At 62.9% G+C, this 19,902-nt stretch carries 17 protein-coding genes and 1 pseudogene; 13 read left to right on the forward strand and 5 right to left on the reverse strand.

Features of this window, described 5'->3' with window-relative positions:
• Positions 1-52 precede the first annotated feature (52 nt).
• The gene (locus tag Q4G32_RS02570; RefSeq protein ID WP_303349082.1) at positions 53-841 is read right to left on the reverse strand and encodes a ferritin-like domain-containing protein; all 789 of its coding nucleotides are present in this window, start codon (positions 839-841) and stop codon (positions 53-55) included.
• A gap of 84 nt (positions 842-925) precedes the next feature.
• Complete coding sequence (locus Q4G32_RS02575) at positions 926-1,867, reverse strand: hypothetical protein (RefSeq protein WP_303349083.1); 942 nt, start codon at positions 1,865-1,867, stop codon at positions 926-928.
• 126 nt (positions 1,868-1,993) lie between these two features.
• On the opposite strand from Q4G32_RS02575, the gene Q4G32_RS02580 reads away from it, so the two are divergent.
• Positions 1,994-2,572: a TetR/AcrR family transcriptional regulator gene (locus tag Q4G32_RS02580; RefSeq protein WP_303349084.1), complete on the forward strand. Its 579-nt coding sequence runs from the start codon at positions 1,994-1,996 to the stop codon at positions 2,570-2,572.
• Here the strand turns inward: Q4G32_RS02580 and Q4G32_RS02585 are convergent.
• A complete protein-coding gene (locus tag Q4G32_RS02585; RefSeq protein ID WP_303349085.1) occupies positions 2,550-3,215 on the reverse strand; it encodes a hypothetical protein in 666 nt (221 codons plus the stop codon). The genes Q4G32_RS02580 and Q4G32_RS02585 overlap by 23 nt on opposite strands.
• Positions 3,216-3,286: 71 nt before the next feature.
• Here Q4G32_RS02585 and dtd point away from each other — a divergent pair, with 71 nt between their 5' ends.
• Positions 3,287-3,784: a D-aminoacyl-tRNA deacylase gene (gene dtd, locus Q4G32_RS02590; protein WP_303349086.1), complete on the forward strand. Its 498-nt coding sequence runs from the start codon at positions 3,287-3,289 to the stop codon at positions 3,782-3,784.
• Positions 3,785-3,886: 102 nt separating this feature from the next.
• The gene (locus Q4G32_RS02595) at positions 3,887-5,323 is read left to right on the forward strand and encodes a replication-associated recombination protein A (RefSeq protein WP_441327447.1); all 1,437 of its coding nucleotides are present in this window, start codon (positions 3,887-3,889) and stop codon (positions 5,321-5,323) included.
• 22 nt (positions 5,324-5,345) lie between these two features.
• Here Q4G32_RS02595 and Q4G32_RS02600 read toward each other — a convergent pair whose 3' ends face one another.
• Complete coding sequence (locus Q4G32_RS02600) at positions 5,346-6,311, reverse strand: sugar-binding transcriptional regulator (RefSeq protein ID WP_303349087.1); 966 nt, start codon at positions 6,309-6,311, stop codon at positions 5,346-5,348.
• A 118-nt stretch (positions 6,312-6,429) separates the two neighbouring features.
• On the opposite strand from Q4G32_RS02600, the gene Q4G32_RS02605 reads away from it, so the two are divergent.
• From Q4G32_RS02605 to glpK, 3 genes are all read left to right on the forward strand, one after another.
• The gene (locus Q4G32_RS02605; RefSeq protein WP_303349088.1) at positions 6,430-8,160 is read left to right on the forward strand and encodes a glycerol-3-phosphate dehydrogenase/oxidase; all 1,731 of its coding nucleotides are present in this window, start codon (positions 6,430-6,432) and stop codon (positions 8,158-8,160) included.
• 101 nt (positions 8,161-8,261) lie between these two features.
• On the forward strand, positions 8,262-9,032 hold the full coding sequence (locus tag Q4G32_RS02610; protein ID WP_441327453.1) for an MIP/aquaporin family protein: 771 nt from the start codon (positions 8,262-8,264) through the stop codon (positions 9,030-9,032).
• A 63-nt stretch (positions 9,033-9,095) separates the two neighbouring features.
• Positions 9,096-10,661: a glycerol kinase GlpK gene (gene glpK, locus Q4G32_RS02615; protein ID WP_303349090.1), complete on the forward strand. Its 1,566-nt coding sequence runs from the start codon at positions 9,096-9,098 to the stop codon at positions 10,659-10,661.
• A gap of 84 nt (positions 10,662-10,745) precedes the next feature.
• On the opposite strand, the gene Q4G32_RS02620 is transcribed toward glpK, so the two are convergent.
• On the reverse strand, positions 10,746-11,702 hold the full coding sequence (locus Q4G32_RS02620; RefSeq protein ID WP_303349092.1) for a hypothetical protein: 957 nt from the start codon (positions 11,700-11,702) through the stop codon (positions 10,746-10,748).
• A gap of 446 nt (positions 11,703-12,148) precedes the next feature.
• Here Q4G32_RS02620 and rpsD point away from each other — a divergent pair, with 446 nt between their 5' ends.
• The 7 genes and pseudogenes from rpsD (at position 12,149) to Q4G32_RS02655 (ending at position 19,844) form a co-directional block, all read left to right on the forward strand.
• A complete protein-coding gene (gene rpsD / locus Q4G32_RS02625; protein ID WP_303349094.1) occupies positions 12,149-12,802 on the forward strand; it encodes a 30S ribosomal protein S4 in 654 nt (217 codons plus the stop codon).
• 397 nt (positions 12,803-13,199) lie between these two features.
• Positions 13,200-13,532: pseudogene (locus Q4G32_RS02630) on the forward strand (DUF948 domain-containing protein); the annotation flags it as partial.
• Between the two features lie 416 nt (positions 13,533-13,948).
• Positions 13,949-14,323, forward strand: a complete 375-nt coding sequence (locus tag Q4G32_RS02635; protein ID WP_303349095.1) for a hypothetical protein — start codon at positions 13,949-13,951, stop codon at positions 14,321-14,323.
• A 147-nt stretch (positions 14,324-14,470) separates the two neighbouring features.
• Complete coding sequence (gene alaS / locus Q4G32_RS02640; RefSeq protein WP_303349096.1) at positions 14,471-17,185, forward strand: alanine--tRNA ligase; 2,715 nt, start codon at positions 14,471-14,473, stop codon at positions 17,183-17,185.
• A complete protein-coding gene (gene ruvX, locus Q4G32_RS02645) occupies positions 17,178-17,762 on the forward strand; it encodes a Holliday junction resolvase RuvX (RefSeq protein WP_303349097.1) in 585 nt (194 codons plus the stop codon). The genes alaS and ruvX overlap by 8 nt, the downstream gene beginning before the upstream one ends.
• Entirely contained in the window at positions 17,759-18,928 is a 1,170-nt protein-coding gene (mltG, locus tag Q4G32_RS02650; protein WP_303349098.1) for an endolytic transglycosylase MltG, read from the forward strand. Before ruvX ends, mltG begins: the two co-directional genes overlap by 4 nt.
• Positions 18,921-19,844, forward strand: a complete 924-nt coding sequence (locus tag Q4G32_RS02655; protein WP_303349099.1) for a shikimate dehydrogenase — start codon at positions 18,921-18,923, stop codon at positions 19,842-19,844. The genes mltG and Q4G32_RS02655 overlap by 8 nt, the downstream gene beginning before the upstream one ends.
• Positions 19,845-19,902: the final 58 nt, after the last annotated feature.

The following is a 19,902-nucleotide window of genomic DNA, read 5'->3' on the forward strand; positions in this document are numbered from 1 at the left end:
AGGCCCGGGATTTCACAAAGATGATGGGGATATGGCGGTGGGTGGGCGGAGATCACATGGTGACGCCAAGGCGTTTGAAGGCTGATTGAAAGACTGTGAGATCCGTCAGGCCTGGGAGTTTCTGAATCTTCTGATCGAGTTTTTCCAGCTCCGGACCTTGACCAGCGAAAAGGTGGGACATCACATGCTGTACTTCTGGTTCCGACATGATCCCCGAGCCCACAGGCTTCCAAAATCTATTCAGGGCAAAGCGCACGAATGTTCTGGCTTTTTCGGAGGCCTCCAGTCGTTGGCGCGCCTGCGTGGTGTAAAAGGCCACGTGACGGGTCTCCTGTTGACCGATGCGCCGCAGTAATGCGGACAGCGTAGGGTGCTTGGTCATGGTGGCCAACCGGCGGTAAGCCGCCACTGCGGAAAGTTCATTGGCAGCACCCCACGTCATATGGACGGCTACAAAGTCCGTTCCGGCCAGGTTGGAGACCACCGAGTGTTTGGCTGGCTGCAGAGCGTGACTCCAGCCAAGCTTCACCCTCTTGGCTTTCAGCGTGTTGTAGTCCACGGTCACATCGTGTTCAGCCAGAACGGCTGCCAGGGCCTCGCCGTGCCAGAACTCCTCCCGGTTCCACATGGTCATGAAGGCGCCGGCGGCTTCCTCCTGATAGGACGGCGTGACCAGGAGGTCGCGCAGATAGCAGGAGGTGTGATACTCGACGTCGCACATGTAGCGCAGGCACCGCAACGTCTGGTGATCGAGAGGATCCGTGCGGAAAGTGCGTAGATCAAGGTCATGCCATGTGACACGAGTACTGGTTTCGGCGAATCGTTCAAGGTTAAAAGCCAAAACTACTGTCCTGTCTGGTGGGAAGGGGATGTGTGGGGGCCCAGGTCCGGTCTGAAGCGGTGTCAGGGGTGGGCCGCGTGCGATTCATGACGCCCGTTCGGAGTGAGGATTCACGTGCCGTCTGACCAGTGCGGTTGCCGGTGAACGGCGAGATCGTAGGTTCTGGGTCACGGAGAGTTCGGCGCGCAGAAGGTGTCGCCGGGCCTCCTGCGGGCCAAACAGTGCGGTGATGGCCTGGGTTTCGCCGGCGATTGGTAATCCATTGCGCAACAACGGCCGCCAGGGCCAACGCAGGTGTAGATCCGCCGAGGTGCGTTCGGCACGTGAACGCTGGATACGCGCCGTCGCCTCAGCGGCAAAGAACTGAAAGGCGATCTCTTGGCGATCACAAACCTGCTGCAAGGGTGTACGGGCCGCGGTCGGCAGCTGCAGCAGCGCGGAGTGCGTGGCCGTAGTGAGAAGTGCCTGATTCACGGCCATGCGTGCCATGTGCCCGGCAGTGATGGGTTCACCAACCAGCGTTCCCGTCACGGAGCCCGCAAGCGGCAGGATTCTGGCGTTATAGGCGGAGGCCAAGCGATGCTGCACCGGATGGCGCGAAGCAGCAGGTAGTTTCGCTGCCGGAGCGGAGGCCAGTTCCAATAGGTCGCGCAGGGCACGGGTGCTCCAATATCTCTCGACCGCCCAGGTGGCCAGGAAAGCCGTGATACGGGCTTCGTGACCCGTCCAGGAAGTGAGCATGGCGCGCATGTCGTCCAGTTCGGTGGCCAAAACCTCTCTGAGGTAACGCAACATGAGGACCTGTTGAGGGTTCAACACAAGGTCTGGGGCTTCAACGGCGATCGGCTGCGGTTCAGCTTGGGTGTACGCGGCGACGTCGAAATCCGTGGTCAAGACAGTCAAGTTGTGGCGTGTTGGGCGCAGCTGTTCTGCTGATCGTTCGCGTGGGCGCAAGATGGCCAAGGTGGCTCCCTGGGGCAGTGCCGTGCAGTTGAGCGGGGATCTGTGTTCGGATACATGTGCCACAATAAATTCTACAGGTGGTGAATTCAACCGCTGAGTGTCGAGGAAGTGGTGATTTCAGTGACAGACAGTCCCAAAAGGGCGGGCCGACGGCCTGGCCCTACGCAGACCCGGGAGTTGCTCCTACGGGTGGCTCAGAAACAGTTTGCGGTGCACGGCTACTCCACCACTTCCGTGCGGGCCATCACCTCAGAGGCTGGAGTGGATGCGGCCATGGTCAGACATCACTTCGGTGGCAAGAAACAGCTCTATCGTGAGGCCGTTCTGGCTGAGGTCGAGGCAACAATTGATGCGTTGATTGCTTCCCTCCAAGGCCGGTTGGGCGCGTCACCACGCCCAGCTCTGGAGGTGGTCAGGGGGTATTTCGACCTGTGGGAAGCTGCTGATTCTGCGCAGACATTCTCGGCGGTGCTGCGCAGCGCCTGGGAGGACGACGACAGTCGACGCGCCCTGGTGGACCTGCAGGCAACCAAGATCAGCGGCGCTTTGGCTTCTTTGGGATGGGATGCTGTTCCCCGCCCCATATTCACCGTGGCCATGTCCCAGTTATTGGGTGTGGCATTGACCCGCTACGTGATTCAGATGGAGCCCGTGGCTGAGTTGGATCGCACAGCCTTGGACCAGCTGTGTGCCGTGACCATGGAAAGCCTCATCGGGCCGTATCTTTCGGGCAGTGCTGGCCACCTCAGATCCACCAGCTCCACATGAGGCCGTAGAACCCGCCGATCAGCACACCAATCCAGATTCCCACCACCGTCTGCCAGTAGGTGTGATCTGCGGTGCGCAGCCGGGACCATGCCACCGCCACCGGGATCACCCAGGTGAAGAACACCAGCCAGCCTCCCAACAGCACGGGGACGGCCACGGCAAAGGTGGCCGCCATGGCGGTGTGCGCGGAAACCTTCCACACCAGAGTGATCACCATGAGCGTGACCACTCCCAACAGCAAGAACATGGCAGTCAGAGTCACGGACAGGGGAATCCCGAGCGCCGAACCGTAGGTCAGTTGCGCCACAAGCACCGCCACGATGAGCACGCATACCCCGCCGTACACCGGAAAACGGTGGGCCCGATTACGCACATACCGCGAATCCACCACGCCGCGGTGAGACAGATAAATCAACACCGCCATGGGCACCCCCAGCAGGAGCACAGCCGTGCCAGCCGCCCACCAGAACCCCCAAACACCACTGTCCACGCTGCCTGCCACCACCAGTACCGCACTGGCCAGGATCGACGGAGACAGCACCGCCGCCACCACCCGCGCCACCCCGTCCCGACGCCGGGTGTGGGCGCTCGCGGGCTGAGCCGTGTGCGAATCGCTGGAGGTGGTGAGGGCTGCGCCTGTCATACCAGGATCGTAGGTACTTGTTGGCCCCTAATCACCTGCAACGTGCCCGCGAGCATGATGAACTTGCTCCTGTGCGTGTTCTTCTTCAGCGAGCCAGCTCCGCCAGCGTCACCGTGACCGACCCGGACGGCACTCAGCGGGTCACCGGGAGGCTGAGCCGCCCCGGTCTGGTGGCTTTGGTGGGCGTCACTCACAACGACGACGCCGCCACCGCTCACCTTTTGGCCGACAAAACCGCGCGATTGCGCATTCTCAGCGGCATGAATCCCAACGGTGAATGGATCGCGGAGGCATCGTGCGTGGACCTTGCAGCGCCAGTACTGGTGGTCAGTCAGTTCACGCTGTATGCGGATTGCCGTCGGGGTCGTCGCCCGTCCTGGTCCGCGGCAGCCCCGGGGCCCGTGTCCGAGCCGCTGGTTGCTGAGTTCGTGAGTGCTTTGAAGGACTTGGGAGTATCCGTGCAGACGGGTGAATTTGGCGCGGACATGCAGGTCAGTTTGGTCAACGATGGTCCCGTGACGGTGCTGCTGGATTCTGCGGAGCTCCAGCGTCCGCGGCGTTCCCCGTGAGTGGTGGACGTTCCAGCGAATGACTGGACGTTCTGATTGATCCTCCTGTGTGCCAGGAGATTGCTGGATACGCTGTCGGAGGCAACCAGTAGCCTGGAGAGCGTGAGCAGTTCCCTTTTTGATGTCTCCCCGGACAATGAATCTTCGGGTTTCGCCCCGGAAGGCCGTGTGACCACCTCACCGCGGGCCACCGCGCCGCTGGCAGTCCGGATGCGTCCCCGTAGTTTGGATGAGGTGGTGGGCCAGAAGCATCTGCTCAAAGCAGGCTCCCCGTTACAGGTCTTGGCGGGCGCAGATCGGGGCCCAGCCGGGCCCAGCTCCATCATGTTGTGGGGTCCGCCGGGGACGGGCAAAACCACCATTGCCCACGTCATCGCCAGGGGCGCTCATCGGAAGTTCGTGGAACTCTCCGCCATCACCGCAGGCGTCAAGGACGTTCGCGCCGTGATGGATCAAGCCCTGACGGACCGTGATCTGCACGGGCGGACCACCGTGCTGTTCCTTGATGAAATTCACCGTTTCACCAAGGCACAGCAGGACGCCCTGCTGCCAGGTGTGGAGAACCGCTGGGTGGTTCTGGTGGCCGCCACCACGGAGAACCCATCGTTTTCCGTGATCGCACCGCTGCTCTCCCGATCTTTGCTGCTGACTCTCCAGCCGCTGGAACCGGAAGACATTGGGGAACTGGTGGACCGCGCCGTCGTCGATCCGCGGGGGTTGAACGGGGAGGTGCGGTTGGACCCGCAGGCCCGGGCGCACCTGCTGGAGCTGTGCGGTGGGGACGCCCGGAAAGCGCTGACCGGTTTGGAGGCAGCCGCGGCAGTTGCACTCTCCGCGGTGGTGGAGGCGGACGAGTCTGACGGGGACCGTGATTCAGAGGCGGCCGACACCCCGTTGATCACGGTGGAGCACACCACAGAAGCCATGGACCGTGCGGTGTTGCGTTATGACCGGGACGGAGACCAGCATTACGACGTCATTTCAGCCTTCATCAAATCCATCCGCGGGTCCGATGTGGATGCTGCACTCCACTACCTGGCCCGCATGATCGAGGCCGGGGAGGATCCCCGCTTCATTGCGCGGCGACTGATCATTTCCGCCTCCGAAGACATTGGAACGGCTGATCCCACGGCTCTGCACACCGCTGTGGCGGCGGCCCAGGCGGTGCAGTTGATCGGGATGCCGGAGGGCCGTATTCCGCTGGCACAGGCAACCACTCTGTTGGCCACGGCCCCCAAGTCCAATGCCTCCTACAGCGCGATAGACCAGGCCATTGCGGATGTCCGGGCGGGCAAAGCAGGCCCCGTGCCCTTGCATCTGCGCGATGCCCATTACAAGGGTGCGCAGAAGCTGGGGCACGGCAAAGGCTACGTGTACGCCCATGGCGCTCCCAACGCGGTGGCCCCCCAGCAGTACCCGCCGGATGAGCTGGTGGGCCTGGACTACTACCGTCCCACCGCCTACGGGCATGACCGGGAACTGGCCACTCGCGTGGACAAGTTGCGCCAGATTGTGCGCGGCGGCAAGAACAAGAAGTAGCCGGGGCGCGGACAAGGGGACGTCAAGGGTTGTGGCTGCCCTCGATGTAGCTCACCACCTGCGCTGCGGTACGGTCGTCGATCACCAAATCCGTGACCGCACCGGAGCGCAGTGCCCCCACAATGCCCCGGACCTTGTGTTGACCGGAGACCACACACAATCGCCGGGGGAGACGGGACAGATCTGACGGAGTGGGACCGGAGGCGCGCCGGTTGAGCGTGATGTCCGCGTAGCTTCCGTCCTCGCGGATGAAAACCGTGCACATGTCTCCCACCACCCGATTCTGGTTCAAACTGCGTAGCGCCTCCTGGGTGAGGTGGCCTTCCGAATACACCTGGGAGAGCACTGGACCGTGGAAGGCCCCCACGCTGAACACCGCGATGTCCACCGCCGCGCGTACCGCCAAAATCCGCCGCACGGAAGACTCCTGCCACAGCAGAGTCCTGGTTTGTTCGTGATCAAAGAATGCCGGTGTGGGGAACGGGTAGAGCTCCGCGTTGAAGGCCCGTGCCATGGTGGCCAGCACCGGAGTGGAGGAACCCACCCCCGTGGATCGGGGGCCGGCGGCTCCGTTGAGCTGGACCACGGTGACATCGCGCAGATCCATGCGGTGCAGGTGGGAGGCCATCATGGAGGTGGTGGCACCCCAAGCCACACCCACCACAGACCCGTTGGTCACCCATCCGTTGAGCACATTGGCCGCGTAGCGTGTTGCAGCCTCCAGCCGTTGAGCCGCGTGGGCTGAGCGCGGTGTTCCGGCAATGTGCGTGGCGACTCCAAAAAGTTCGTTCATGCGGCGTGAGAGTCGGTCGGATGGTTTGTCCGGCATCCGCAGGGAAACGGTCACAATGCCGCGTTCTTTGGCCTCAGCCAGCATGCGGGAAACCGTTGACCTGGAGACTTGTAAACGCTCGGCCACCGTTCCCATGGTCATGCCCTGCACAAAGTAGAGCTCTGCTGCCTGGTATAGCACTGAATCGTCGTGCACTGCCTTCTCCCCTCGGTGCACGTTTGTGCATTGAAGTTGAGCATACGTGCATTTGGGCTGCATGGTGTGACGCAGGACGCATTCAAACGGCACAACACGCACAATGATTGAGGCTTTCGTGAGAACCACTGACCTGACACCGCAGACCCGCCAGCACGCTCTGGACCAGATGGCTTCCGGCCAACCGTTGGACATCCTGGTGATCGGCGGCGGTATCACAGGTGCAGGTATTGCCCTGGACGCAGCCACACGCGGCCTGCGCACGGGCGTGGTTGAGGCGCAGGACTGGGCAGGTGGAACCTCCCGCTGGTCCTCCAAACTGGTGCACGGCGGGTTGCGCTACCTGCAGCAGCTGGATTTCAAATTGGTGGCAGAAGCCCTCAGCGAGCGCGAACGTTTGCTCTACACCCTGGCCCCACACCTGGTGAAGCCCGTCCCGTTTCTGTACCCCATCACCCGCCGTGTGTGGGAGCGCCCTTACGTGACCGCTGGCATCGGGCTCTACGACACTTTGGCCCACCTGGGCTCCAAGGTGGCTTCCATGCCGTTCCACCGGCACTTGAGCCAACGCGGTGTGAGCAAGGCATTTCCCAGCATCAAGCCCGGAGCCATGGTGGGCGCCGTCAAGTACTGGGACGGTCGAGTGGACGATGCCCGCCTGGTCATGACCTTGATCCGGACCGCTGTGGGGTACGGCGCACTGGCTGCCTCCCGGACGCGGGTGACCGGGTTGCTGAAAAACGACGACGGCCACGTCACCGGTGCGCAGGTCACCGACCTGGAAACCAACACGTCTTTTGACATCCACGCCAAGAAGGTCATCACGGCAACTGGCGTGTGGACCGAACAAACCCAGGACATGGCTCAGACCGATGGCGGTCTGAAGGTCTTGGCCTCCAAGGGAATCCACATTGTGGTCCCGCGTGAGCGTATCCACGGGGAGGTGGGGCTGATCCTTCAGACGGAAAAATCCGTGCTGTTCGTGATTCCCTGGGAGCACTACTGGATCATCGGAACCACTGACACCCCCTACGAGCAGGACATTGCTGCCCCAGTGGCCACAGGTGCTGACATTGATTACGTGATCGAGCACGCCAATGTGGTCCTGGACGAACCGCTGACCAGGGACGATGTGATTGGTACCTTTGCCGGCCTGCGGCCTCTGCTGCAACCTGGCGTCAAGAACGGCGCGGAAACGGCTTCCACCAAGGTGTCCCGGGAACACACAGTGGCGGAGGTGGTGCCCGGCTTGATCGCCATTGCCGGTGGCAAGCTGACCACGTACCGCGTGATGGCTGAAGATGCCGTGGACTTTGCCCTGGGAGCGCAACGCGCCAAAGAACTTCCCTCCGTCACGGATCGGACCCTGTTGCAGGGCGCGGACGGCTACCTGCCGCTGACCCGCCAGGTGGGTCAGATAGCGGCAGCTCACGGCTGGGACGATGACACCGTGACCCATCTTCTGAACCGCTACGGCTCGGGGATCTCGGAGATCGAGGCGCTGGTGGCCGAGCAACCGGATCTGGCGCAGCCGTTGACCGGTGCACCCGAGTATCTGCGTGCGGAAGTGGTACAGGCCGCCCGGCATGAAGGTGTGCTGCACCTGGAAGACCTCTTTGAAACTCGCACCCGCATGACCTACGACCAGCCAGATCACGGCTTGGCGGCTGTGGAGGAAGTGGCGGACCTGTTGGCCCAGGAATTGGGGTGGGACCCGTCGCGTCGCACCCGGGAGATCCAGGACTACCGCACACGCTGCGCGGCTGAGGACGCTGCCGCCTTGACCACGGACGACGTCGCAGCGGCAGCGGAGCGGGCCGCGGCGCCGTCGTTGACCGATCTGGACTGATGGACAGCAGCCGGTGGCGGCTGCGCCCAGGACACCCAAGTTTTCCCTACTGATCACACTCAAAGGAGAGATTCATGATCACTTTGCCCGGGCTGCTGCCCATGGAGACAGCAGCTGATGCGGTGCCGCTGAGCACCGTGTTCGTTTCGGAAGTGCTGGGTACCGGCATGCTCACCCTGCTGGGCGTGGGCGTGGTGGCCAACCACCTCCTCGGAAGGACCAAAGGAAACGGCGGCGGCTGGCTGCTGATCAACTTTGGCTGGGGTCTGGCCGTGTTTGCCGGCGTGTATGTGGGCTGGCAGTCCGGCGCGCATCTGAACCCTGCCGTGACCGTGGGAATCCTGGCCTCCGGCGGTGCGGAATACGCCCCCGGTGTGGCAGTCAGCCTGGCATCCACCCTGGTCTACTTTGCCGCAGAAATGCTCGGTGCCTTCCTGGGTGCGGTGGTGTGCTGGGTGGCGTACAAGCAGCACTACGACGAACCACTGGACCCGGCCGCCAAGCTGGGGACCTTTGCCACGGGCCCGGAGATTCGTTCCTACCCGTGGAACCTGGTGACCGAGGCCATTGCCACCTTTGTGCTGGTGTTCGTGATCCTGATGTTCGGCGGCACCCCCTCCGGGCTGGGGCCGCTGGCAGTTGCCCTGCTGGTGGTTGGTATCGGTGCCAGCCTGGGTGGTCCCACCGGCTACGCCATCAACCCGGCCCGCGACCTTGGGCCGCGTATTGCCCACGCTGTCCTTCCCATCCGCGGGAAGGGCGGCAGCGATTGGGGCTACGCCTGGGTGCCGGTGGTGGGCCCGCTGATTGGCGCACTGATTGCCGGTGGCATCTTCCAGCTGTACCCGGCCACCAATTTCCCCGCAGGCTGATTGCCCGCCCCGCAACAACCACCCCCAACCGATCCACCACAACGACGTGAGGAGTCGAATCCCATGAGCACCGAATCCCAGACCCAGACCAATCTGGAAAACAAGGATCACGATCAAGCCCAGTACGTGATGGCCATTGACCAGGGCACCACCAGTTCCCGGGCCATCATTTTCAACCACGCCGGGGAGATTGTGTCCACGGGCCAGTTGGAACACGAGCAGATCTTCCCCAAAGCGGGTTGGGTGGAGCACGACCCCCAGGAGATCTGGCGCAACGTGCGCAAGGTGGTGGCTGATGCCCTGGCAGTGGCCGAGCTGACGGCGGCTGACCTGGCCGCCGTCGGGATCACCAACCAGCGTGAAACAGCTGTGGTGTGGGACAAGAACACCGGCGAGCCGGTCTACAACGCCATCGTCTGGCAGGACACCCGCACCGCCAAGCTGGCAGAACAGCTGGGCGGGGAGGAAGGCGCTGACAAGTACAAGGACCGTGTGGGTCTGCCGCTGGCCAGCTACTTCTCCGGCCCCAAGATTTCCTGGATCCTGGACAACGTTGAGGGTGCACGCGAAAAAGCAGAAGCCGGGGACTTGTTGTTCGGCAACACCGACTCCTGGCTGGTGTGGAACATGACCGGTGGTGCCAACGGCGGCGTTCACGTCACGGATGTCACCAACGCCTCCCGCACCATGCTGATGAACCTGGACACCTTGGACTGGAATGCGGAGATCGCTGAGGACATGGGGGTTCCGCTGTCCATGCTTCCGGAGATTCGTTCCTCCTCTGAGGTGTACGGCCACGGCCGGCAGGCAGGCTTTTTGCGTGATGTTCCCATCTCCGGAATCCTCGGTGATCAGCAAGCCGCCATGTTCGGCCAAGCCTGCTTTGAACCGGGCATGGGCAAGAACACCTACGGCACGGGCTCCTTTGTGCTGATGAACGTGGGCAATGAGGTGGTCCACTCCGAGCACGGGCTGCTTTCCACCGTGTGCTACAAGCTCGGCGACCAGGACCCGGTGTACGCCTTGGAGGGCTCCATTGCGGTGACAGGCTCGCTGATCCAGTGGTTGCGGGACAACCTGGGCTTGTTCTCGGACGCTTCCCAGGTGGAAGCGCTGGCGCAGGAGGTCGAGGACAACGGCGGTGCGTACTTTGTGCCTGCCTTCTCTGGCCTATTTGCACCGTACTGGCGCGACGACGCCCGCGGCGCCCTGGTTGGGCTGACCCGTTACGTCAACAAGTCCCACATTGCCCGCGCGGCATTGGAGGCAACGGCCTACCAGTCCCGCGAGGTCATCGAGGCCATGAACAAGGACTCGGATGTTGACATGCAGGAACTCAAGGTGGATGGCGGTATGACTGCCAACGAACTCCTGATGCAGTTCCAGTCGGACCAACTGAGCATCCCGGTGATTCGCCCCAAGGTCACGGAAACCACGGCGTTGGGTGCTGCCTACGCTGCGGGGATCGCGGTTGGCTTCTGGAGCGGTACGGAGGATGTTGCCGCCAACTGGGCGGAGGACACCCGCTGGGAGCCGCAGGAGGAGGCAGAGACCACCGCCAAGTACTTCCGCAACTGGCAGAAGGCCGTGACCAAGACCTTCGACTGGGTGGACGAGGACGTCGACTGACCCCTCCTTCCTTGACTGCCGAGTGTCCGAGTTTGGTCGTTTCAGTGGGCTTGAAACGACCAAACTCGGACACTCGGCAGAGTCTTAGGGGCGTAGGAGCCAACGCTCCAGGGCGGCCAGACGCGTGGTGTCCCGTAAGTCATCAACGACGACGAAGCGCACGTCCCATCCGTCGTCGCGCAAATCTGTAAATCGGCCCATCTCATCACGATATTGACGCCAATTGCGTTGATGGATTTCACCGTTGTACTCCAGGGCCTTTTTGCGGTGAGGCCAGGCCAAGTCCAGGTAAACCAGCCTTCCGTTACGCAGCACAATCCTGTAGTCGTGGATCGGTTCTTCCACTCCGCAAGACAGAGCGAACAGGCGCAGTACGGTTTCCATCGGTGAACGCACTCCTGGGCGACTGCGTTCAACAGCCAGATGTAGCCGCGCTTTGCCCCTGGCCCCGTTGGGGATTTTTGCCATGTGACGGTCGAGTGTTTCCGGCAGCAGTGGCGCGGGGCGGCCGAACTGGTCCACCACGTTTGAGAGAACGTGGTCGACCGCCACCACGCTGCGCCAGCCCACCAGCCACTCCTGCAGCATCAGCAGAGTTTCCAGGCCACCGGTCACACATGAATCCCAGGAGCCTTCTTGGTCGTACAGGGCCCGGCGTCGTCTTCTGAGACTGAGCTCAGTACGTCCCCGGTTGCGAGTGCTCTCAGGTACGGCTAATTGCGGTAGCTGCGGAGTGGGGCGTGCGGCCGAAGATTCGCGCAGAACATCGTCCAACCAGTGCATTCCAGCCATGAGAGGGATGCCGAACATTTGCGCAGCTGAGATTCCAGCCACCGCAGACCCAGGTCCGAACATAGGTTGTGCCAAGGCTGCAATCTCCCAGTCGGCAAGATCTGAACGCTGCATCGGTGAGTCGAACCGGGCCCACAGCCCGTGGGCCAGCTGCACCATGTGCGGGTCGCGGGTCATGGCGTGGGTGGAAGAAGGCCAGTCTGCGGCTCGCAGAACGGTGGGTTGGGCGAATCGAGGTGTTTGGGGCATGAGAAGCATGCTCCGGACGCTAATCGCAGGAGCCTGGACATCGGGGAGTTATCCACAGGCCATCCGGGGTGGACAGGGTAACCAAGAGCACATCACCAAGCTGTGGAGGAACCTACCCCTGCCGAGTGTCCGATTTTGGACGTTTCAAGCTCACTGAAACGACCAAACTCCGACACTCGGCAGTCAGGGGAGGGAGGGGTAGGAGGGGGTGGCCTGGTATGGTTGTGCGGTCGGTCGGCAAGGACCTCGACTGCGCATGTCCATTTTCGTGAGCCTCAACCACTCATCTGGATGCGTGCAGCTGGGACCTGTAGCTCTGTGGGATTGCGGCTGATCCCCACCTCTCCGCGTGGACCGAATCCACGTCCCGGAGGCCGAACCGAACAGTTCACGGCGCTCGCCGCCTTGCTCCCGCACCAGCGGTGACAACGACGAGCGCCCACCGCATGAAAGGTGACACATCAGTGTCTGACAACGCATTGCGTGCGCGCCGCCAGGTGCGCAAGTCCCGTGCCCTGGGCATCGCCCTGACGCCCAAGGCCGAGAAGTACTTTGAGCGCCGTCCCTACGGTCCCGGTGAGCACGGCCGTGCCCGCCGCAAGGCTGATTCGGACTACAAGGTTCGTCTGTTGGAGAAGCAGCGCCTGCGCGCCCAGTACAACATCCGCGAGAAGCAGATGCACCGCGCCTACGTGGAGGCCAAGCGCCGCGAGGGCCAGACCGGTGAAAACCTGATCCAGTTGCTGGAATCCCGCCTGGACGCTTTGGTCCTGCGCGCCGGATTCGCCCGCACCATGGCTCAGGCCCGCCAGATGGTGGTGCACCGTCACATCCTGGTCAACGGCCAGCGTGTGGATCGCCCCTCCTACATGGTCAAGCCGGGTCAGATGATCCACGTTCACGAAAAGTCCGAGAAAATGGTCCCCTTCCAGGTTGCCGCCACCGGCGCGCACCAGGACGTGCTGCCCAAGGTTCCGGCTTACCTGAACGTTGACATCGACAAGCTGCAGGCAACCTACACTCGCCTTCCCGAGCGCTCCGAGGTCCCCGTGACCTGCGAAGAGCAGCTTGTGGTCGAGTACTACGCCCGTATGGCCTGATCTGCAACGATTGGCCTGATTGCAACAACTGGCATGGTCTGCAAAGGCTGGCCTGATTGCAATACGACGGCGGCCCCCGCCTCCGTGCGCCGGGCTCGCCGTTGGCAAACAAGCTACCCCCGTACCGTTCTCGGTGCGGGGGTAGCTTGTTTGCCAACGGCTCTGATGAGCCCGGTCGGGCTGCCCGGAAGACCGCCCGTGATTCTCCAACGTCCGCGCGGCAAGGGATGTCAGGAGAATCGTGACCAATTGGTTACAGTAGATGCGCATTGACGCGCCCGCTCTAACACCGTCGGTCCCGGACCAACGCAGACGGTCCACTGCGGCAAGCCCATTGCAGCGCACCGTCCGAACAGCAGTGCGCTGCCCGATCCAGCTACAGGAGCCCTTCAAGCCCATGACCGGTGGAGATATTGCGGGCCTGATCGCCGCGGGCGTTTTTGCCATCCTGGTGGCGCTGCTGGCCGTTCCGATCATCAAGTTGGGTCGCGTTTTTGACGAGTTGCGCATCTGGATTCGTGATCTCAATGACGAAACCGAGCCGCTGATTGATGAAGTGGTGCGCACCGTTGCCACCACCAACTCCCAGTTGGAGAAGGTGGACGGCATCACGGACAACGTTTCAGATGCTTCCGCCAACGTGTCCGCCATGACCTCCTTGGTTGCCTCCACAGTGGGGCAGCCGATCATCAAGGTGGCCGCGTTCTCCTCGGGTGTTCGCCGCGCGTTCAGCCCGGAAGCTGCACGCGCCCGGCGTCAGCAGGAGCGAAACATGCGCACCGCCACGGCACCCGCCCACGACGACGTCGCCGGCTTCAGTGCCGCTGAAACCGCACCGGAGTCTGGTGCCGCGGATGCTGAGCCAAGATCTGCGGCCAGACCGTGGTGGGAAGGCACGGAGTTCGACACACCTGCGGCTTCTGCAGGAGCCTCCGAGACCCGGGACAGTGCAGCCACCGAGGGTCACGAGTCCGAGGTTCCCGAGGTGATCGAGCCCGAGATTGTTGAGGGGGACTCAACTCCGGGGTCGGATCATGCAGACCAGCCTGTACGGGGCGCCCGGCACCGCGCAGGAGAATCCCATGGGGCTGCCAGGTTGGCCGATGACAATGAGTTCTTGGACGGTGCACAACCCGGGGGGAATTCATGAGTGCTTTGGGCAGATTGGCCCTTCTGGCCGCCGGAGCGGCAGCCGGGGCCGTGGCCACACGGTGGGCGGGCTCCGCTGCGGGCCGTAAGGTGCTTTCCGAGCTGGCGCCGGGATCACGTGAACCCGCCCCCGAGCTCACGGCCGCGGGGGAGTCCTCAGCAGCGCCACACGGTGCGCAGCAGACAGGCCGGGAGAACAAGCTGGCCAGCCGATTGCTGCGAATAGCGCAGGATGTGCGGGCCGGATCAGCGCAGCGTGAAGACGAACTGCGGCGGCAGCTCGGGCTACCTGCACCTGATCAGATTCGCCCCAGGCAGGCTCTGCAGCGCGGTCACCAGGACCGTGACGGGGGTCGGTCACAGTTGCCGTGACTCGCCACAGGTAAGCCTGATCCGCCACAGACAAACTCGATCCGCAGCAAACGGGCTGGATTCGTGGCGAACGTGCCAGATGTGCCGCGAACCCGCCAGATGCACTCAGAATTAGACGACCACACCACAAAGGACCAAAAGTCGCCCATGTTGACCCATGAGATCACTGAACGCTGGCTGAGCTATTTCCAGAAGCAGGGTCACACGATTGTGCCTTCCGCCTCTCTGGTCTCCACCCAGCCCGGGTCCATGTTCACGATTGCCGGCATGGTGCCGTTCATCCCATATTTCCTGGGTCAGGAGCAGGCCCCCTGGCTGCGGGCCACTTCCGTGCAGAAGTGCATTCGCACGCTGGACATTGATGAAGTGGGCAAAACCGCCCGCCACGGAACGTTTTTCCAGATGGCCGGCAACTTTTCCTTCGGTGATTACTTCAAGGAAAAGGCCATCCCCATGGCCTGGGAACTGCTGACCTCCGCCACTCAGGACGGTGGTTATGGACTTGAGCCCGAACGCCTGTGGGTCACCATTTACGAAGGCGATGACGAAGCCCACGATCTGTGGCGCAACACCGTGGGGCTGCCGGAGGAGCGCATCCAGCGCATGCCCAAGGAGGAAAACTACTGGGACACCGGGCAGCCGGGCCCCGCTGGTCCGGACTCCGAGATCTTCTACGATCGTGGTCCCCGCTACGGCCGTGAGGGCGGCCCGGCGGTGGATGACGATCGCTACATTGAAATCTGGAACCTGGTGTTCATGCAGTACCAGCGTGGCGAAGGCTCCGGCAAGGATTACGAGATCCTGGGTGAGTTGCCGCGCAAGAACATTGACACCGGTATGGGCGTGGAGCGTATGGCCATGCTGCTGCAGGGGGTTGAGAACTTTTACGAGACGGATCAGGTCCGCCCGGTTCTGGACGCAGCCTCCGAACTCTCCGGCAAGACCTACCACGGTGCCGAGCGCGCCGAGGACCGGGGCTATGCCGACGACGTCCGCATGCGCGTGGTGGCCGACCACATCCGTTCCTCGCTGATGTTGATTGCCGACGGCGTCACGCCCGGCAACGAGGGACGCGGCTACATCTTGCGTCGTCTCTTGCGCCGTGCCATCCGAGCCATGCGTTTGCTGGGGGTGACCGAACCGTGCCTCAATGTACTGCTGCCGGCCTCCCGCGATGCCATGGGGGAGATGTTCCCCGTGGTGGTGGAGGATTTTGAGCGGATTTCCCGGATTGCTTACGCGGAGGAAAAGGCATTCCTGAAGACGATCGAGTCCGGTACCTCCCGACTGGAAGAAGCCGTGACCGCGGCCAAGGCCCACAGCGGTGCTGTGACCGGCGCGGAGGCATTCGCACTGCATGACACCTACGGTTTCCCCATTGACCTCACGTTGGAGATGGCAGCTGAAGCGGGGGTGTCCGTGGATGAGGCCGCGTTCCGCTCGTTGATGAATGACCAACGTGAGCGTGCGCGCAAGGACGCCCGGGCCAAGAAGGGCGCCCACGCCGATCTCTCGGTGCTGCGGGCATTGCAGGAGCAGCGGGATTCGGTGTTCACCGGCTATTCGGAGGTCTCCACCGCCACCACTGTGCGGGCGCTGCTGGTGGATGGTGCCACTGTTCCTGCCGCCTCCCAGGGTGAGCAGGTTGAGGTGATCTTGGACTCCACCCCGTTCTATGCGGAGGCCGGTGGCCAGGCTGCGGACACCGGCACCATTACCGGTCAAGGCTTCGTGCTGACCGTCTCCGATGTGCAGCAGCCGGTCAAAGGTCTGTCAGTGCACCGCGCCACGGTCACCTCCGGGGAAGTGGTGGCCGGTGCCGAGGCGGTGGCTTCCATTGATGTACGACGTCGTCGTGATGCGGAAATGGCGCACACCGGAACTCACATCGTGCACGCGGCCCTCCACGATGTCCTGGGGCCGGAAGCTGTGCAGCGCGGTTCCTTCAACAAGGAGGGCTACCTGCGTTTTGACTTTGCCTGGGGGCAGGGCTTGTCCGAGACCCAAAAGCAGGAGGTCGAGGGCCTGGCCAACACGATCATTCGTGACGACCATGAGGTGATCACCCGGGAGATGCCCCTGGCTGAAGCCAAGGCGCTGGGTGCCATGAGTCTGTTCGGTGAAAAGTACGGTGATCAGGTCCGTGTGGTGGAGCTCAACGGCCCCTGGTCCCGTGAGCTGTGCGGCGGCACCCATGTGGCTGACACCGCCCAGATCGGCTCCCTGTCCCTGCTCACGGAGGGTTCCGTGGGCTCGGGTAACCGCCGCGTGGAAGCGTTGGTGGGACTGAACTCCTTTGAACACCTGGCCGCTGAGCGCACCTTGGTGAATCAGCTGACGGAACTGCTCAAGGTGCAGCATTCGGCTGAGTTGCCGGCACGCATCCAGGAAACCTTGGAGAAGCTGCGGTCAACCGAGAAGGAGTTGGCTGCTGCACGGCGGGAGAAGTTGGCCGCGCAGGCGGGGTCTTTGCTGGATTCCGTTCAAGACCTTGGAACCTTCCACGTTCTGACCCATGACATGGGAGAGGTCTCCGGGGCGGATGATCTGCGGGCCTTGGCTCTGGATCTGCGGGGCCGCCTCGCTCAGCGCCCGGCCGTGGTGGCCGTGACGGGCGTGGCCAATGACCGCCCCCTGTTGCTGGTGGCCACCACGGACTCCGCGCGTTCGGCTGGCGCCAAGGCTGGTGCCCTGGTGCGCACAGCGGCGGGTGTGCTCGGTGGCGGTGGCGGTGGCAAGGACGACGTCGCACAGGGCGGCGGACAGGATGCTTCCAAGACCGGTGCTGCCTTGGAAGCCATCCTGGCCCAGCTCCGACGTTTTGGGGACCAGGACGCAGCGGCGGGGAGCGGCAATGCCTGAGGTGGTTTCATCACCTCAACCCCTGGATCTCACGGTGCGAGGACGTCGACTCGGGGTGGACGTGGGCCAAGTGCGCGTGGGGGTGGCCCTGACAGATCCCGATGCCATTCTGGCCACACCGCTGACCACCCTGGAACGTGACCTCAAAAAGCACTTTGACGTCAAGATCGCAGCCAAATTGGTCCGCGAACACGGTGTGGTTGAAGTGGTGGTGGGACTTCCGCTGGCCATGTCCGGTGAGCACACCGACTCCACCAGGGCAGCCTTGGACTGGGCCCAGCGCCTGGCCGACCGATTGGAGCGGACTGGAGAACCAACACCGGTGCACATGGTGGATGAGCGCTGGACCAGCGTGGAGTCCCATCGCATGCTGCACCAGGCCGGGTTGTCCCGCCGTGACCACAAATCCAAAGTGGATCAGCAAGCAGCAGTGACCATTTTGGAAGCTGCACTTGCCGCTGCGCGCCGCGCCGACAAAGGCCGTGATCCGTCCGTTACACGCGGAGCCGATCAAAATACTGACATGACCATGGACGACTCTGCCTCGTCCGCCAAGCCGGAGGGAGACCTCACGTGAGCGAGCAGCAGCGCGGTCCTGAAGACCAGGGCCGAAGGCGAACCCGCCGAGAGGGCGGAAAGGGGCTGACCGGTGCCTTCCAGGTGGAGGAACGCTCCGAAGAACAGCTTGAACGCCTGAAAAAGCGGCACAACCTCTCCTTGATCGGGGCCATTGCCCTGTTCACGGTGGCGGCAGTGTTCACCATCTCCGTCTTGGGCAACAACTTTGGGTGGTTTGAACGCAAGGACTACCGCGGTGACGGCAATGACGCCGTGAACTTCACCATCCAAGAGGGCGAAACCATTGAGCAGGTGGGCATCAATCTGACCAATGAAGACATCGTGGCCAACGCCGGCCGTTTCATTGACACGTTCAATGCGGAGTACCAGGGCCAGTTCATCCAGCCCGGTGACTATGAAATGCGGCGCCAAATGAGTTCCCAGGCCGCGGTCCGGGTGCTGATGGATGAAGGCGACCCCGCGCACTACGCCGCTGTGGCCAACACCCTGCGCATGGACGACACCTTTGAGATCCTGTCCGACTCCACGGGCATCTCCAAGGACGAATTCGAGAGTGCCGCGCAGGACACCTCCAAGTTCGGCATTCCGGAGCAGTTCCCCACCATTGAGGGTTACCTGCATCCCGGTGAGTACCGTTTCCCGCTGGATGCCACCGCAGATGAGATCTTGCAGGAGATGGTGGACCGCACCAAGGCCACGCTGGAACGCAACAACGTTCCGGAAGATCAGGCTTTCCGTGTTCTCACGGTGGCTTCCCTGGTGGAGTTCGAAGGCGTCCCCTCCGATTACGCGGATGTGGCCGGAGCGATTTTCAACCGTATTGACCGTCCGGATGATGAAACCAACGGATTCATCCAATCGGATGCCTCCGTGACCTACGGCCTTGGCCGACGCTCCTACGACTTCTCCGACGAGGAACGCAACGATTCCTCCAATGAATACAACACCTTTGCCAATCCGGGACTACCGGTGGGCCCCATCGGTTCCCCGGGGGATGCGTCCATTGACGCAACGGCGAATCCCGCACAGAACGACTACTACTACTGGGTGACCGTCAACCTGGACACGGGCGAAACCAAGTTTGCGGAGAACTTTGCCCAGCACGAAGAAAACGTGGCTGAATACCAGTCGTGGTGCTCTGACAACCCGGGACGTTGTGACTGAGCACGGCACATCTTCCGCACAGAGGTTCAGTCCAGAAGCTGCGACCCCCTACGCGGGGGTGGTGGGTCACCCGATCAGCCACTCCCGCTCACCGCAGTTGCACCGGACGGCCTACGCCCTCTTGGGGGAGCTCCTGGACTACGGTGCCACGGACGTGGAGGAAACCGGGCTGGTTCCGCGGGTGGAGCAGCTGCGCCATGACCCCCTGTGGCGCGGGCTGTCCGTGACCATGCCGTTGAAGTCTGAGGCAGCAGAAATCGCCGATGAGCTCACGGACCTGGCGGAGGCCGTTGGTGTGGTGAACACCCTGGTGCATCACGGTGACGGTCACGTGTTGGGCCACAACACGGATGTTGCGGGCATCATGGGGGCCCTACGTGCAGCCGGGCACATTCCACCTGTTCCACGGGCAGCCATTCTGGGCGGTGGCGGAACCGCCACCGCCGCGGTGGCTGCCCTTCAAGGACTTGGGGCCACGTCAGTGGACGCTTGGGTTCGTTCGGAAGCACGAGCCCACCGCACCGTCACGGCGGCCGAGCACCTGGGCCTACCGCTGCAGCTCAAGCCATGGGAACAGGCTGCGGAGCACGTGGCCGGGTACGACGTCGTCGTGGCCACCTTGCCGCCGCACGGTTGTGATGATCTGGCGGCTGCGTTTGCCGCAGTGCGGGGGCGCCACACCACGGGTGTGCTGTTGGACGCCGCCTATGACCCCTGGCCTTCGGCCATTGCACGGGCCTGGACACGCGCCGGTGGACAGGTGGCCCCGGGAATCGACATGCTGATCTTCCAAGCCGTGGACCAGATCAAACTGTTCACCAAGCGGCCCCTGGACGTTGACCTGCCCCGTGAGGCAACTGTGATCAACGCCATGTGTGAAGCGGTGGGGCGGCCCGCACTGGCCGCAGACCGGTAAGATCACCCAAGGTTTGTCCGAGCACCTGACACCTGTCAAGCCCTGGCACCATCCAGTA

The organism is Kocuria sp., assembly GCF_030538595.1.
Classification (GTDB): domain Bacteria; phylum Actinomycetota; class Actinomycetes; order Actinomycetales; family Micrococcaceae; genus Kocuria.